Source organism: Streptomyces sp. 5-10 (assembly GCF_014712245.1).
In the GTDB taxonomy this organism is placed as follows: Bacteria; Actinomycetota; Actinomycetes; order Streptomycetales; family Streptomycetaceae; genus Streptomyces; species Streptomyces violaceusniger.
The window spans coordinates 1-14,027 of record NZ_JACVYG010000049.1 but is presented as its reverse complement, the minus strand read 5'-3'; the positions used below and the strand labels follow the sequence as shown (position 1 = coordinate 14,027).

Here is a 14,027-nt window from a genome sequence, read left to right as displayed (position 1 = left end):
TGCGCCCCAGACCCCGGACCGGGTCATTGGTCCGCTATGACATACGGTGCGGTGCAGTGTGTTGGACCGCGACCTGTAGGCTCAGAACAGCCCCAGCCCGGTGGTGAGCGACGCGAGGACGACGACCAGCGACCAGCCGAGCAGATGCTCCAGCAGGTGGCCCTCACCGTCGGAGGGGCCCCCGGTGCGGGTCTGGAGGCCGGTGGGCCGGGCGCGGCGCGCCGCGATGTCGGTCATGCGGGTGTCCTCTGTGCTCAGCGATGATCGTGATGAAGATGATGAACGTGATGAAAAGGGTCATCACCGTTGCCCAGGGTGCGCCGAGCGGCCACCTGGGGTAAAGGGGGAGTGGCCGAACTCACCCGAGGAGGTCCACGGTGACCAGCGTCATTCCCAAGGGTCTGGGCGAGCAGATCCGCGCCCTGGCCGGCGGCGAGGTGACCTCCCGTGCGCTGGTCGAGCAGTCGCTCCAGCGCATCGCCGAGACCCAGCCCACGCTCAACGCCTTCCGCCGCATCCGCGCCGAGGCCGCCCTGCGCGAGGCCGCCGAGGCCGACCGGCGGCTCGCGGCGGGAGAGCGGCTGCCGCTGCTCGGCGTCCCGCTCGCGGTCAAGGACGACACGGACGTCGCGGGCGAGCCCACCGCCTTCGGCTGCCGCGGGGACTTCCCCGCCAAGACCGAGGACGGCGAGGCGGTACGGCGGCTGAAGGCGGCCGGGGCCGTGATCGTCGGCAAGACCAACACCCCCGAGCTGGGCCAGTGGCCGTTCACCGAGGGCCCCGCCTTCGGCGACACCCGCAACCCCTGGAACCCGGAGTACACCCCCGGCGGCTCCTCCGGCGGCGGCGCGGCCGCCGTCGCCGCCGGTCTGGTCCCCGCCGCGCTCGGCTCGGACGGCGCGGGCTCGGTCCGCATCCCCGCCGCCTGGACGCATCTCGTCGGCATCAAGCCGCAGCGCGGCCGGATCTCCACCTGGCCGGACGCCGAGGCGTTCAACGGCATCACCTGCAACGGCCCGCTGGCCCGTACGGTCGCCGACGCGGCGCTGCTGCTGCATGCCGCGACCGGCAACTGTAAGGGGGATCTGCACTGCCCCGAGCCGGTGGACGTGCTGTCCGCGGTGGGCCGCGACCCGGGGCGGCTGCGGATCGCCCTGTCGTTCAAGACGGCCTTCACCGGCACCCCGAAGAGGCTGGACCCGGTGGTGCGGGCCGCCGTCGTCCGGCTCGCCGAGCGGCTGGCGGCCCTCGGCCACGAGGTCGTGGAGGCCGAGCCGCGCTACGGGCTCGTGGGCTTCTCCTTCCTGCCGCGCGCCACGGCCGGGCTCACCGAATGGTCCGGCCGGGTCCCCGATCCGCTGCTGCTGGACATCCGCACCCGCGGCGCCGTCCGCAACGGCCGCCTGCTGGGCGGCGCCGCGCTGCGGTGGGCGCGGTCGTACGAGGAGCCGCTGCGGCGCCAGGTCGGGGCGATCTTCGAGCGCTTCGACGTCGTCCTCTCCCCGACGACGGCCACGCCCCCGCTGCGGATCGGCGCCATGGCCGGTCTGTCCGGGTGGCGTACGGACCGGGCCATGATCGCGGCATGCCCGTACGCCTGGCCGTGGAACGTCCTGGGGTGGCCCGCGATGAACGTCCCCGCCGGGTTCGCCGACCCCGCCGCCACCCTGCCGCTGGGCGCCCAGCTCCTGGGCCCGGCCAACAGCGAGCCCGTGCTCATCTCGCTGGCGGCCCAGCTGGAGGCCGACCAGCGGTGGTACGAGCGCCACCCACCCGCCCACTACGCGTAACCCGGCGCGGCAGCCGGCCCCCGGCCCGCGCGGCCCCGCCGCACCGACGGTGCCGCATACATATGTGGCCAATCTTTCGCTCCCCGACCGTTTCGGTGCACCGGGCGACTGGTTCCGTCTAACTTTGCAGGAGATCATCACCTACGTACGTACCCTCACGAACTCCCGTCAGGAGCCAGCTCCTTGTCCGAGCACGAGCCGACCCACAGCACGGCCGCCGATGTCGCGCAGCGCATGGACACCACCAAGCCGCACTCCGCCCGCTTCTGGAACTACTTCGTGGGCGGCAAGGACAACTACGAGGCCGACCGCGAGGTCGGCGACAAGATCAAGGAGATCTTCCCGGGCCTGGCCGACGTGGCCGTGACCAGCCGTCACTTCCTCTCCCGCGCCATCACCTGCCTCGCCGCCGAGCACGGCGTACGCCAGTTCCTCGACATCGGCACCGGGTTGCCCACCGCTGACAACACCCACGAGGTCGCGCAGCGCGTCGCGCCGGACGCGCGCATCGTGTACGTCGACAACGACCCGCTGGTCCTGGTACACGCCCGCACCCTGCTGAGCAGCACCCCCGAGGGCGCCACCGACTACCTCGACGCGGATCTCTACGACCCCGACGCCGTACTCCGGGCGGCGGCCGGAACGCTGGACCTCACCCAGCCGGTCGCCCTGGTGCTGCTCAACGTCCTCGGCCACGTCGCCGACCACGCCGAGGCCCGTTCCCTGGTGAACCGCCTGATGGCCCGTCTGCCGTCCGGCAGCTACCTGGTGATCGGCGACTCCACCGCCACCAGCGAGGGCATGATCGCGGCCTCCGAGACGTACAACGCGAGCGGTGCGGTCCCGTACTACGTCCGCCCGGTCGACGAGCTCGCCGCGTTCTTCGACGGGCTCGACGTGCTGGAGCCCGGCATCGTCCGGATCACGCGGTGGCGGCCGGGGCCCGACGGGGCGAGCGGCGCGGCCTCCGACGTCGACGCGTACGGGGGCGTGGGCCGCAAGCCCTGACGGCCCCGACCGCTTCAGCAGGGGATCAGCCCGCCGCAGGCGTCACGGCTCGTCGGGCCCCTAGCTGTTGCTGGCGTAGGTGACGAACGCGGTCCAGGCGGTGGGGGTCACGGTGAGGTGGGGGCCGTTGGGGTTCTTGGAGTCGCGGATGTGGATGGTGGAGGGGGTCGCGGCGACCTCTACGCAGTCGTTGCTGTTGCTGGCGCTGTAGCTGCTCTTGATCCACTCATTGGGCTTGAGGGTCATGTCTCTCCCCGCAGTTTCTCGATGAAGGCCAGAGACTCACGCGGCGTGAGGGCCTGCGCCCGGATGATCCCATAACGGAGCTCAAGGATCTGGACCTCTTTGGGGTTGGAGATCACGCGGCTGGTGAGTGGGGCTTCCGAATAGCCCACCGTCGTGCCGTCCTTGAGCTTCAGCAGACCCAACTCACCCCCCATCCCGGCATGGTCCTCGCGGTTCGTCGGCATCACCTGGATCTCGACGTGCCTCAACTGGCCAAGTTCCAATAGGTGTTCGAGCTGGCGGCGCAGCACCATTCTGCCCCCGAGTGGGCGGCTGAGCGTCACCTCTTCCTGCACGAATGTCAGCGTGGTCGCGGGCCGCCGCTCGAAGACCTCCTGCCGAGCGATTCGTGCCGCCACGTGCTGCTCGACCTCATCCTCGGAGTACGAGGGCCGTCGCATGTCGTACAGGGCACGGGCGTACTCGGGTGTCTGCAACAACCCATGCAAGTTGTGGTTGCCGTATCCGCCCAACTCGACGGCCTCGGCCTCCAACTTGGCCAGGTCCCGAACCTTCTTCGGGTAACGCGCCTCCGCGACATCCTTCTTCATCGCGGCGATCTTGCCGCCCGCCTCCAGCACCCGATCCGCGTTGTCCAGGAACTCCGGGCTGGGGATGCGTCGCGCCCGCTCGACGGCCGAAACTTGCTCCTCTCCGTAACCGATCGCGGCCCCCAGCTCCGCCTGCTTCAGCCCGGCCGCTTCCCGCCACAACTTGATCTGGCGGCCGACCGTCCTCAGGACCGCGCCGCTTTCCTCATCCTCCATACGGGTCCACCTCCCACCCGACGCCGTCGGACAGGTCCGGACGATGGCCGGACAGTCACTGCACGTATTGGCGCCGCTACTTTTCAGCCTATTCGCGCGCGGCCACGCTGAGTGACGTGAAGCAACAAATCACTCGAACCGACACTTCCGTTTCGCACTACACGGTCCTGCTGTCGGCCACCCGCAAGGGCGCCCGCCTGGCACGACTCCTCGGGACGGAGCGCATTCGCTCCTGGGGGCTGCCGCATGAGACGGCGGCACTGATCATCGCGGAGCTGGCCGCGAACGCCGCGCTGCACGGCCGCGTACCGGGGCGGAACTTCCGGCTGACACTCACCGTCACCGGGTCCACGCTCCGTATCGAGGTGCGGGACCCGCGTGTCGAACGCCTGCCGACCGTGCGCCCGGCCCCTGAGCCCGAGGCGCCGCGCGAATGCGGGCACGGGCTGCTGCTGGTCGAGGAGTTGGCCGACCGGTGGGGCGTCGTGCCCGAGCTGATCGGCAAGACGGTGTGGGCCGAGATCGGGACCTAGCGCGGCGTGGGTTCGCGGAGGCCGTCGAGGAGGAGGCGCACCACGGACTGGGCTCCGTCTTCCCAGTCGGGCCGGTCGTGGCCGGTGCAGATGCCGCCCATCGCCTGGAAGACGGTCTCGGGGGTGATGTCCCTGCGGATCTCCCCGGCCGTGACGGCGGCGGTCATGATCGTGGCGATGGCGTCGGTCATCTCGGCCCTGGTCTGCGCGAAAACCGGTGATCCGGTGCTCATGACCGCCTCCAGCGCGGTGGCCATGCCCTGGCTGGCCGCCGCGTGCGCGATGAGCTGCCGCAGGAACACGCGGAGCGCGTCGTACGGCGTGAGCTCGGCCAGTAGGCGCGGCGCCGTGCCGCACAGGTCCTCCACCCGCTGCCGGTAGACGGCCTCGATGAGGGCCTCGCGGGTGGCGAAGTGGCGGTAGAGCGTGCCGACGCCGACCCCGGCCCGGCGGGCGATCTCCTCGATGCGGATGTCCAGTTCACCGGCCTCGAAGGCGTCGCGCGCCGCCGCGATGAGGGCGTCCCGGTTGCGGGCGGCGTGTGCGCGCAGGGGTTTGCCGGTGGTGTCCACGGGGGTCAGCGTACCGGAATCTGATTCCGGTAGGGTTACCGGAATCAGATTCCAGTTTCAGGAAAGGCGACACACTGATGCGATACACCACTTTCGGCAGGCGTACTGGCCTGCGGGTATCCGAGTACGCACTCGGCACCGCGAACTTCACCACCACGGACCGCGAGCAGTACCGGGCGGTCTTCGACGCGTTCGCCGAGGCGGGCGGCACGTTCCTCGACAGCGCCGACCGCTACCAGGGCGGGGCGTCCGAAACCCTGCTCGGCGAGCTGCTCGCCACGGATCGCGACCACTTCGTCCTGGCCACGAAGTACAGCGCGGGCGGGGGCGAGCGCCCCGGGATCGGCGCGACCGGCAACAGCCGTAAGACCATGGTCCGGTCGCTGGAGGCGAGCCTGAGAAGGCTCGGCACGGACTATGTCGACGTCTACTGGGCGCATATGCCCGACGCGATCACCCCCGTGGAGGAGATCGCCACGGCCTTCGACGACCTGATCCGGGCGGGGAAGATCCTGCACGGCGGGCTGTCCAACTTCCCCGCCTGGCGGGTGGCGTCGGCGGTCACGGCGGCCGAACGGCTCGGCAGGACGCCGATCATCGGCGTACAGGTCGAGTACAGCCTCGCCGAACGCACCGCCGACCGCGAACTTCTCCCCATGGCCGAGGCGTTCGGCCTCGGCGCCGCGCTGTACGCGCCGCTCGGGGGCGGCATGCTGACCGGCAAATACCGCGCCGGGGAGGAGGGGCGGCTGACCCGCCGGGGGGTGGGGGTGCGGGCCGAGGACGGCGGCCAGAAGACCGCCGTCCTGGACACGGTGCTGGCCATCGCGGCCGAGACCGGGGCCTCGGCCGCGCAGGTCTCCGTGGCCTGGCTGCGCGCCCACGCGGCCCGCGCCGCCACGGCCTTCATCCCCGTCATCGGCCCCCGTACGAGCGCGCAACTGACGGAGTACCTGGGCGCGTTGGACCTGACCCTGACCGAGGACCAGTACACCCGCCTGGCCGAGGTCAGCGCCGTCTCCCTCGGCAACCCCCACGAAACGGCCGCCGCAGCCCGCGAGGCCGCCCTCGGCGGCGACGTGGATCGGGTGGCGGCGCCGAGGGTACCGGTGATCTGAGCCGCCGGGGATCTGGGCGGGGTCGTGGGCTGACCGACGTGGGATGGCGCGGCGCCGTCTCGCGCCTTCGGCGCATTTGAGCATGGGCAGGGGGTGGGGGCGCGGGCCTCGTCGGCATCCGTCGGGCCGGTGCGGTGTCGAGACCGTGGCGGCACCCGCGCCCGGTGGCTTGGCCCGGTGCCGGGCTGCGGGGGCGTCGCCTGGAGACCGGCCGGTCATCTCGCGGACGCCGATGTGCGGCCGGTGGCGGCACCTGTGCCCGGAGGCCGCTCCCGGTGCCGGGCTGCCGGAGGTGCCTCCTGGAAATCGCTTGATGTAGTAGTTGCGTCAGATCAAGCGATTTCGGAGGGGGTATTCAGGGGTCGGGGGCCGAGTGCGACGTCAGGACCACCGAAACGCCGTTGGGCGCGGTCGGGCGTCGCACTCGTCGGGATCATGGCCCCCAACTGCCCGCAGTCGTCCGCCACCCAGATCGACATCGACGACGACGCCCTCGCGGAGGCCATGCGGCTGTCCGGTGCCAAGATCAAGAAGGAGATGGTCAACATCGCCCTCCGCGAGTACGCCGAGCGCCGGGCGCGCACCGAGGCGCGCCTGCGCCACCTGGAGCAGGCGCAGCAGTGGGACGAGGAAGGGTTCTGGCAACGTCACGCGGCCGAGAAGGGTGGCTCTGAGCGTACGGAGAAGGGCACGGCCTGACCGTGATCCGCTACCTCGCCGACTCCACGGCCGTCTGGCGTCTCCAGCGTGACCGCAAGCTCAACGATCTATGGGGTCATGAGCTGGACGAGGGGGCCATCGGCTCGTGCGCTCCGCAGCGCCCCGCTGAGATCGGAACCGCCCTCGGGCAGGCTCAGGGCGCGGGCGGCCAGTTGCGCAGCGCCGCGTCGGCCACCTGCTGGAGCTCCTCCCGCGTGGCACCGCTGGCCGCTTGGACGGCCATGCCGTGCGCTACGGCCATGAGGTAGCGGGCGAGCACTCCGGGATCGGTGTCCGGTGGCAGGTCGCCCTCGTCGACGGCCCGCCGGAAGCGGTCGCGGAGGCGGGCCGTGCCCTCGTTGCGCCAGGCGATGAGGGCGTCGCGGGCGCTGCGTCCGGGCTCGCCGGCGGCGAGGGAGCCCTGGACGCCGAAGCATCCGGCGGGGCAGTCGGGGCGGGTGTTGGCCCGGACGGAGCCGTGGAGGAACGCGGTGGCCACCTGCTGGGCGGTCGGTTCCCGCATGGCCCGGTCCGCGTACGCGGCCGGGCCCTCGGTGTAGCGCTCCAGGGCCTTGCGGAACAGGTCCTCCTTGTTGCCGAAGGCCGCGTACATGCTGGTGCGGGTGATGCCCATGGCGCTGGTCAGGTCGGTGAGGCTGGCGCCTTCGTAGCCCTGCTCCCAGAAGACCCGCATGGCGCGCTCGAGGGCCTCGTCGGCGTCGAACCCCCTCGGTCGGCCGATCGGTGCCTGCTGCCGCGTCGTCATGCCGTCCAGGATACCTCTTCAGTACCGATCGGTTCAGAAGTGCGCTACGCTCGCTTTCGGTATCGATCGGTACCGAAGGCTTGGGAGGTTATTGGCATGGGACAGCTTGAGGGCAAGACCGCCGTCGTCACCGGCGGCAGCACCGGGATCGGTCTGGCCGCCGCCGTACGGATGGCGGCCGAGGGCGCGCACGTGTTCATCACCGGACGGCGGAAGGCCGAGCTGGACGCGGCCGTCGAGGCCATCGGCCCGGCGGGGGCCACCGCGGTGGCGGGTGATATCTCCGACCTGGCCGACCTGGACCGGCTCTACGACGCGGTCCGCGCCCGGGGCCGGGGTCTGGACGTGGTCTTCGCGAACGCGGCGGCCGCCTCGTTCGCGACACTGGAGGAGGTCACCGAGGAACACTTCGACCGGACCTTCGCCGTCAATGTGCGGGGCACGCTGTTCACCGTGCAGAAGGCGCTGCCGCTGCTCAACGAGGGCGCCTCGGTGATCCTGAACGCTTCCACCGCCGCCGACAACGGCACGGAGGCGTTCGGCGCGTACGCGGCGTCGAAGGCCGCGATCCGGTCCTTCGCGCGGACCTGGGCCAACGAGCTCAAGGGTCGCGGCATCCGGGTCAACGCGGTCTCGCCGGGGCCGATCGACACACCGGCGATCACGGGCATCGCCCCCGAGGGCAAAGCGGACGACTTCAAGGCACACCTCGCCACGACCACCGCGATCGGTCGGATGGGGCGCCCCGAGGAGGTCGCCGGGCTGGTGGCGTTCCTCGCCTCCGAGCAGAGCAGCTTCATCCTCGGCGCCAACTTCTACGTCGACGGAGGTGAGAACCAGATCTGACCCGGGCGCACCGGCCGCGCCCTCGGGCGGACTCAGGGCGGGCTCAAGGGGGACTCACGGCGGGCTCGGGGGTGGACTCACGGCAGGCCCCGGGTGGACTCGGGGTGGATTCACGCCAGGCCCGGGGCGGGCGTCACGGCGGGCTCAGGGCGCCAGGATGTCCAGCTCCCGTAGCGCGCCCACGGTGATCTCCTTCGTATAGCGCTCCGCCGCCTCCGCGTCGCCCGCGCGGACCGCCTCGGCCACGCGGACGTGGAGGGTGACCGCCTCCGGGTCGGGGTCGCTGAACATGACGCGGTGCTGGGTGCGGCCGGTGAGGACCTCCGCGACGACGTCGCCGAGCCGGGCGAACATCTCATTGCCCGAGGCGCGCAGGATCACGCGGTGGAAGGCCACGTCGTGGACCAGATACGCGGACAGCTGCTGGCCGCGCGACGTGGCCACCATATTGAGCGCGTGCTCGGTGAGTTCGGCGCACTGCTCCGGGGTGGCGTGCTCGGCGGCCAGCCCGGCGGCGGCGGGCTCGATGGCCGAGCGCAGGGCGGTGAGGGAGCGGAGCTGGCGGGGGCGGTCAGGTCCGGCCAGGCGCCAGCGGATGACCTGGGGGTCGAAGACGTCCCACTCCTCGGTGGGGCGCACCGTCACGCCGACCCGGCGGCGGGACTCCACCAGGTGCATGGACTCCAGGACCCGCACCGCCTCCCGGACGACCGTGCGGGAGACGTCGTAGCGCCGCTCCAGTTCGTCCGTGCGTAGCACCGTCCCGGGCGGGTAGTCGCCCGCAGTGATCGCGGGGCCGAGGGATTCCAGGACGCGGTCGTGCAGCCCCCGGCCCCTGGGCCTCTGACCACGGCCCTCGGGCCCCTGTTCGTCCATGCGCTCAGCCTACGCGGCCACCAGACCATCAAATAAGTATGACTTTTATGTCACGGGCTCTTGAATACGTCGTATCTGTGGGGTTGAGTGTCCGGCGGCGCCGAGGTCGAAGAAGACAGCGAGGTTCACACAATGCACGCCCCCCAGGTTGTCGTGGTCATGGGAGTGTCCGGAACGGGCAAGACCACGATCGGCCCCTTGCTGGCGGAGGAGCTCGGCGTCCCGTACGCCGAGGCCGACGACTTCCACCCGCCGGCCAACATCGAAAAGATGTCGGCCGGGATCCCGCTGGACGACGACGACCGACGCCCCTGGCTGGACGCCATCGGCGCCTGGGCCGAGACCCACGCCTCGGGCGGGGGAGTGGTGAGCTGCTCGGCGCTCAAGCGGATGTACCGCGACCGGCTGCGGTCCGCCGCCCCCGGCATCGTCTTCCTCCACCTGACCGGCGACCGCGAGCTGATCGCCGAGCGGATGAAGGAGCGCAAGGGCCACTTCTTCTCCGGGGACCTGCTCGACTCCCAGCTCGCCACGCTCGAACCGCTCCAGCCGGACGAGTACGGCGTCGCCGTGGACGTCTCCCCGGAGCCCGAGGTCATCACCGAGCGGGCCGCCGCCGAACTGCGGCGGCTCGAACACCAGTAACGCACGTTAGGAAACCCGCCGTGACCAGACTCAGCGCCGAGATGCTGGCAGCGGACACCGTCGACCCGATCACGTCGGCCGGTCACGCACAGCTCGGCATAGCCGTCCTCGTCGGCATAGCCGTTCTCGTCCTCCTCATCACCAAGACCAAGCTGCACGCGTTTCTGTCGCTGACGATCGGCTCACTGGCGCTCGGCGCCGTCGCGGGCGCCCCGCTCGACAAGGTCATCACCAGCTTCTCGGCCGGTCTCGGGTCGACCGTCGCGGGTGTCGGCGTGCTGATCGCCCTCGGTGCGATCCTCGGCAAGCTGCTCGCCGACTCCGGCGGCGCCGACCAGATCGTCGACACGATCCTCGCCAGGGCGAACAACAAGACGATGCCCTGGGCCATGGTGCTGATCGCGGGGATCATCGGGCTGCCGCTCTTCTTCGAGGTCGGCATGGTGCTGATGATCCCGGTGGTGCTGCTGGTCGCCAAGCGCGGCAACTTCTCCCTGATGCGGATCGGCATCCCGGCGCTCGCGGGCCTGTCCGTGATGCACGGCCTGGTGCCGCCGCACCCCGGCCCGCTCGCCGCGATCGACGCGGTCCACGCCGACCTGGGGATCACCCTGGCGCTCGGCGTCCTCATCGCCATCCCCACCGCGATCATCGCGGGCCCGGTCTTCTCGCGCGTCGCCGACCGCTGGGTCGACGTCACCCCGCCGGACCGGCTGATGCCCACGCGCCCGTCGGAGGAGCTGGAGCGGCGTCCCGGGTTCGGCGTCACCGTGTTCACCGTGCTGCTGCCGGTCGTGCTGATGCTGATCAAGGCGCTGGTCGACATCGTGGTGGACGACCCGGAGAACGGCGTCCAGCGGGTCGCCGACGTCATCGGCAACCCCCTGATCGCGCTGCTGGCGGCGGTGATCGTGGGCATGTTCACGCTGGGCCGCCCGGCGGGCTTCACCCGGGACCGGATCTCCTCCACCGTCGAGCACTCGCTCGCCCCGATCGCCGGGATGCTGCTGATCGTCGCCGCGGGCGGCGGCTTCAAGCAGACCCTCATCGACATCGGCGTCGGCAAGATGATCATGGACATCTCGGAGGACTGGAGCGTCTCCGCGCTGCTCCTCGCCTGGCTGATCGCGGTCGCCATCCGGCTGGCCACGGGCTCGGCGACGGTGGCCACGATCTCGGCCGCCGGGCTGATGACGCCGCTGGCCGCCGACATGTCCAGCACGCATGTGGCGCTGCTGGTGCTGTCCATCGGCGCCGGGTCGCTCTTCTTCAGCCATGTCAACGACGCGGGATTCTGGCTGGTCAAGGAGTACTTCGGGATGAGCGTCGGGCAGACGGTGCGGACCTGGTCGGTGATGGAGACGATCATCTCCGTCGTCGGGCTCGTCTTCGTCCTGCTGCTGTCACTGGTGATCTAGCGCCGAGCAGAGAATAGGGATACGCACGACATGACGACACATCCGCTCTTCGACATCGCGGGCCGCACCGCGCTGGTCACCGGCTCCAGCCGGGGCATCGGCCACGCCCTCGCGCGGGGGCTCGTGGAGGCCGGCTGCACGGTGGTGCTCAACGGGCGCGATCCGCGGGCCCTGGAGAAGGCGGCCGCCGAACTCGGCGGTGGCGCGGGGGCTGCGGAGGGCGCGGGGGGCACGGAGGTTGCGGGGGGCGCGCAGAGCGCGAGGGGTGCGAGGGTGCACACCGCCGCGTTCGACGTCACCGACGGCCCGGCCGTCGCCGCCGGGATCGCCGATGTCGAGGAGCGGGTCGGCCCGCTCGACATCCTGGTCAACAACGCCGGGATGCAGAACCGGGCGCCGCTGCTGGAGTTCACCGACGACGCCTGGCGGCAGATCCTGGACACCAACCTCACCAGCGCCTTCCTGGTGGGCCGGGAGGCCGCCCGGCGGATGACCACACGCGGCCACGGCAAGATCGTCAACATCTGCTCGCTCCAGAGCGAGGTGGTCCGCCCCGGCATCGCGCCCTACGCGGCGACCAAGGGCGCGCTGAAGATGCTCACCAAGGGCATGTGCGCGGACTGGGGCCGGTACGGAATCCAGGTCAACGGGCTCGGCCCCGGCTACATCGAGACCGAGCTGACCCGGCCGCTGGTCGAGGACGAGGAGTTCAGCGCCTGGGTGCGCGGCCGGACCCCGGCCGGGCGCTGGGGCCGCACCGAGGACCTGATCGGGGCGCTGCTGTATCTCGCGTCCCCGGCGGCGGACTTCGTGAGCGGACAGGTGCTGTACGTAGACGGCGGCATGACGAGCGTGTTGTGAGTGCTGACGCGCTTGTGAACGCTGACGGGCTTGTGAACGCTGCGAAACCAGGTCGAAACCAGGTGAGCTTGAGGAGGCTGGCCGGATGGTGCTGGGCTGTGTGATCCACGGACAGGGTGATCTGCGGGTCGAGGAACTCCCGGAGCCGCAACCGGCGCCCGGGCAGGCGCTCGTGGCGATCCGCTACGGCGGGATCTGCGGATCGGACCTCCACTACCACCGCCACGGTGGGGTGGGCGACTTCCGGCTCCAGGAGCCGATGGTGCTGGGGCACGAGGTCGTGGGCACGGTGGTGGCGTACGGCGAGGGCGCCACCGGGCCCGCGGCCGGCACGCCGGTCGCCGTGCACCCGGCGACGCCGTGCGAGGTGTGCCCGGAGTGCGCCGACGGCCGCGCCAACGTCTGCCGCGACACCCGCTACCTGGGCAGCGCCGCGCGCTTCCCCCACGTGCAGGGCGGCTTCGCCTCCCGCATCACCGTCCCGGCGGCGCAGCTGCGCGCCCTGCCGGAGGGGCTGGACCCGCGCCGGGCGGCGCTCGCCGAACCGCTGTCCGTCGCGCTGCACGCGGTGCGGCGGGCGGGCGCGGTGAAGGGCCGCCATGTGCTGGTCACCGGCGCCGGCCCGATCGGCTGCCTGACCATCGCGGCGGCCCGCGCGGCGGGCGCGGCGTCGGTCACGGCGACCGATCTGCTGCCCCGCGCCTTGGAGTTCGCGGCCGCGGCCGGTGCGACCGCGTGCGTACGGGCCGACGACCCGGACGACCCGAACTGGCCCTCGGACGAGTTCGACGTCGCCATCGAGGCATCCGGCGTGGCCGCCGGCCTCGACACCTGCCTGCGGAGGGTGCGGCGCGGCGGGGTCGTCGTCCAACTCGGCATGCTCCCGCCCGGGCAGAGCCCGTTCGCCGGGAACGTACTGGTCAGCCGCGAGATCGAACTGCGGGGCGCACTGCGCTTCCACGCCGAGTTCGACGACGCGTTGCGGCTGCTGGCCGCCGAGCCGTCGTTCGACGCGCTGATCAGCGGCGTACGGCCGGTGGAGGAGGCGGCGGAGGCGTTCACCTTGGCCGCCGACCGTGGCCAGTCCTGCAAGGTGCTGCTGGACTTCGCCTAGTCCCTGACGCCTGCGGCGGGCTGTTCCCCTCCCCGCCCCTTCCCTCAACTGGGGCTCCGCCCCAGGCCCCGGCCGCGTCGCGGGTGGCGCGGATGCGTGCGGGCGTCGCCCGGTCTTCGGTTGCGTCGGTGTGCCCACCGATCAGCCCGCCGGTGGGTGTTCGGGGCGGCGATGTGGCGCCTGCGGCGGGCTGTTCCCCTCCCCGCCCCTTCCCGCAGCATCGATATGCGGCTCCGCCGCGTGGTGGGGCTCTGCCCCAGGCCCCGGGCGGTGTTCTGCCTCAGGCCCCGGGCGGGGTTCCGTCCCGGGCCCCGGGTGGGGTTTCGTCTCGGGCCCCGGGTGGGGCCTCAGGCCTCGGGCGGGGTTCCGTCCCGGGCCCCGGACGGGGCCTCAGGCCTCGGGCAGGGCTTCGCCCCGGGCCCCGGGTGGGGCTCCGTCCCAGGTCCCGGGTGGGGCTCCGTCCCAGGTCCCGGGTGGGGTTCCGCCCCTGACCCCGGGGTCCAGGGGCGAGACCCCGTGTGGTCCGCTGGACGCCCCGTAGCGGTTCCGGGCCTGCGTCGCGTCTCCGCCCGGGGGTGAGTGCTCCCGGGCCTGCGTCGCGCCTCTGCCCGGGGGCAGTGCTTCCGGGCCTCGCCGCCCCCGCCCGAGGGGTCAGCGCGTCTCGGCCCGCGTCGACCCTGCCGGGGTCAGTGGCTGGCCCCGCGCCGCCCGCGCCCGCGCCGCCCGCGC

At 71.8% G+C, this 14,027-nt stretch carries 16 protein-coding genes; 10 read left to right on the top strand and 6 right to left on the bottom strand.

Going from position 1 to position 14,027, the window contains the following annotated elements:
* Positions 1–81: 81 nt before the first annotated feature.
* A complete protein-coding gene (locus IEJ02_RS37390) occupies positions 82–237 on the bottom strand; it encodes an SCO1431 family membrane protein (protein WP_191068863.1) in 156 nt (51 codons plus the stop codon).
* Positions 238–377: 140 nt separating this feature from the next.
* Between IEJ02_RS37390 and IEJ02_RS37385 the strand changes: the two genes are divergently transcribed.
* Positions 378–1,790 carry an amidase gene (locus IEJ02_RS37385; RefSeq protein WP_191068862.1) on the top strand — a complete coding sequence of 471 codons (1,413 nt, stop codon included), beginning with the start codon at positions 378–380 and terminating at the stop codon, positions 1,788–1,790.
* A 234-nt stretch (positions 1,791–2,024) separates the two neighbouring features.
* Positions 2,025–2,798: an SAM-dependent methyltransferase gene (locus tag IEJ02_RS37380; RefSeq protein ID WP_191068899.1), complete on the top strand. Its 774-nt coding sequence runs from the start codon at positions 2,025–2,027 to the stop codon at positions 2,796–2,798.
* A 60-nt stretch (positions 2,799–2,858) separates the two neighbouring features.
* Here the strand turns inward: IEJ02_RS37380 and IEJ02_RS37375 are convergent, their stop codons facing one another.
* Together IEJ02_RS37375 and IEJ02_RS37370 are read right to left on the bottom strand one after the other, a co-directional pair.
* Complete coding sequence (locus tag IEJ02_RS37375) at positions 2,859–3,044, bottom strand: DUF397 domain-containing protein (RefSeq protein WP_191068861.1); 186 nt, start codon at positions 3,042–3,044, stop codon at positions 2,859–2,861.
* Positions 3,041–3,850 carry a helix-turn-helix domain-containing protein gene (locus IEJ02_RS37370; protein WP_191068860.1) on the bottom strand — a complete coding sequence of 270 codons (810 nt, stop codon included), beginning with the start codon at positions 3,848–3,850 and terminating at the stop codon, positions 3,041–3,043. Before IEJ02_RS37370 ends, IEJ02_RS37375 begins: the two co-directional genes overlap by 4 nt.
* A gap of 116 nt (positions 3,851–3,966) precedes the next feature.
* Here IEJ02_RS37370 and IEJ02_RS37365 point away from each other — a divergent pair, with 116 nt between their 5' ends.
* On the top strand, positions 3,967–4,383 hold the full coding sequence (locus IEJ02_RS37365; RefSeq protein WP_191068859.1) for an ATP-binding protein: 417 nt from the start codon (positions 3,967–3,969) through the stop codon (positions 4,381–4,383).
* Here the strand turns inward: IEJ02_RS37365 and IEJ02_RS37360 are convergent.
* The gene (locus IEJ02_RS37360) at positions 4,380–4,955 is read right to left on the bottom strand and encodes a TetR/AcrR family transcriptional regulator (protein WP_317986018.1); all 576 of its coding nucleotides are present in this window, start codon (positions 4,953–4,955) and stop codon (positions 4,380–4,382) included. The genes IEJ02_RS37365 and IEJ02_RS37360 overlap by 4 nt on opposite strands.
* Before the next feature lie 77 nt (positions 4,956–5,032).
* Here IEJ02_RS37360 and IEJ02_RS37355 point away from each other — a divergent pair, with 77 nt between their 5' ends.
* Both IEJ02_RS37355 and IEJ02_RS37350 read left to right on the top strand, forming a co-directional pair.
* Entirely contained in the window at positions 5,033–6,073 is a 1,041-nt protein-coding gene (locus tag IEJ02_RS37355) for an aldo/keto reductase (RefSeq protein WP_191068858.1), read from the top strand.
* 435 nt (positions 6,074–6,508) lie between these two features.
* Positions 6,509–6,772 (top strand): type II toxin-antitoxin system VapB family antitoxin, encoded by a 264-nt coding sequence (locus IEJ02_RS37350; RefSeq protein ID WP_191068857.1) that lies wholly within the window; start codon positions 6,509–6,511, stop codon positions 6,770–6,772.
* A 154-nt stretch (positions 6,773–6,926) separates the two neighbouring features.
* On the opposite strand, the gene IEJ02_RS37345 is transcribed toward IEJ02_RS37350, so the two are convergent.
* Positions 6,927–7,538: a TetR/AcrR family transcriptional regulator gene (locus tag IEJ02_RS37345; RefSeq protein ID WP_191068856.1), complete on the bottom strand. Its 612-nt coding sequence runs from the start codon at positions 7,536–7,538 to the stop codon at positions 6,927–6,929.
* 96 nt (positions 7,539–7,634) lie between these two features.
* Here IEJ02_RS37345 and IEJ02_RS37340 point away from each other — a divergent pair, with 96 nt between their 5' ends.
* Positions 7,635–8,384, top strand: a complete 750-nt coding sequence (locus tag IEJ02_RS37340) for an SDR family NAD(P)-dependent oxidoreductase (RefSeq protein WP_191068855.1) — start codon at positions 7,635–7,637, stop codon at positions 8,382–8,384.
* 144 nt (positions 8,385–8,528) lie between these two features.
* Here IEJ02_RS37340 and IEJ02_RS37335 read toward each other — a convergent pair whose 3' ends face one another.
* Positions 8,529–9,260: a FadR/GntR family transcriptional regulator gene (locus IEJ02_RS37335; protein WP_191068854.1), complete on the bottom strand. Its 732-nt coding sequence runs from the start codon at positions 9,258–9,260 to the stop codon at positions 8,529–8,531.
* 132 nt (positions 9,261–9,392) lie between these two features.
* On the opposite strand from IEJ02_RS37335, the gene IEJ02_RS37330 reads away from it, so the two are divergent.
* From IEJ02_RS37330 to IEJ02_RS37315, 4 genes are all read left to right on the top strand, one after another.
* Positions 9,393–9,905, top strand: coding sequence for a gluconokinase (locus IEJ02_RS37330; protein WP_191068853.1), 513 nt, complete (start codon positions 9,393–9,395; stop codon positions 9,903–9,905).
* Positions 9,906–9,925: 20 nt separating this feature from the next.
* On the top strand, positions 9,926–11,323 hold the full coding sequence (locus IEJ02_RS37325) for a GntT/GntP/DsdX family permease (protein ID WP_191068852.1): 1,398 nt from the start codon (positions 9,926–9,928) through the stop codon (positions 11,321–11,323).
* 30 nt (positions 11,324–11,353) lie between these two features.
* Complete coding sequence (locus IEJ02_RS37320; RefSeq protein WP_191068851.1) at positions 11,354–12,184, top strand: SDR family oxidoreductase; 831 nt, start codon at positions 11,354–11,356, stop codon at positions 12,182–12,184.
* Between the two features lie 85 nt (positions 12,185–12,269).
* The gene (locus IEJ02_RS37315; protein ID WP_191068850.1) at positions 12,270–13,298 is read left to right on the top strand and encodes an L-idonate 5-dehydrogenase; all 1,029 of its coding nucleotides are present in this window, start codon (positions 12,270–12,272) and stop codon (positions 13,296–13,298) included.
* The last annotated feature ends 729 nt before the right edge of the window (positions 13,299–14,027 follow it).

Bases quoted from the DNA above. Each gene is read 5' to 3' on its own strand.
- IEJ02_RS37390 (WP_191068863.1), bottom strand. From the start codon at position 237: ATGACCGACATCGCGGCGCGCCGCGCCCGGCCCACCGGCCTCCAGACC.
- IEJ02_RS37380 (WP_191068899.1), top strand. From the start codon at position 2,025: ATGGACACCACCAAGCCGCACTCCGCCCGCTTCTGGAACTACTTCGTG.
- IEJ02_RS37375 (WP_191068861.1), bottom strand. From the start codon at position 3,044: ATGACCCTCAAGCCCAATGAGTGGATCAAGAGCAGCTACAGCGCCAGC.
- IEJ02_RS37370 (WP_191068860.1), bottom strand. From the start codon at position 3,850: ATGGAGGATGAGGAAAGCGGCGCGGTCCTGAGGACGGTCGGCCGCCAG.
- IEJ02_RS37355 (WP_191068858.1), top strand. From the start codon at position 5,033: ATGCGATACACCACTTTCGGCAGGCGTACTGGCCTGCGGGTATCCGAG.
- IEJ02_RS37350 (WP_191068857.1), top strand. From the start codon at position 6,509: ATGGCCCCCAACTGCCCGCAGTCGTCCGCCACCCAGATCGACATCGAC.
- IEJ02_RS37345 (WP_191068856.1), bottom strand. From the start codon at position 7,538: ATGACGACGCGGCAGCAGGCACCGATCGGCCGACCGAGGGGGTTCGAC.
- IEJ02_RS37340 (WP_191068855.1), top strand. From the start codon at position 7,635: ATGGGACAGCTTGAGGGCAAGACCGCCGTCGTCACCGGCGGCAGCACC.
- IEJ02_RS37335 (WP_191068854.1), bottom strand. From the start codon at position 9,260: ATGGACGAACAGGGGCCCGAGGGCCGTGGTCAGAGGCCCAGGGGCCGG.
- IEJ02_RS37330 (WP_191068853.1), top strand. From the start codon at position 9,393: ATGCACGCCCCCCAGGTTGTCGTGGTCATGGGAGTGTCCGGAACGGGC.
- IEJ02_RS37320 (WP_191068851.1), top strand. From the start codon at position 11,354: ATGACGACACATCCGCTCTTCGACATCGCGGGCCGCACCGCGCTGGTC.
- IEJ02_RS37315 (WP_191068850.1), top strand. From the start codon at position 12,270: ATGGTGCTGGGCTGTGTGATCCACGGACAGGGTGATCTGCGGGTCGAG.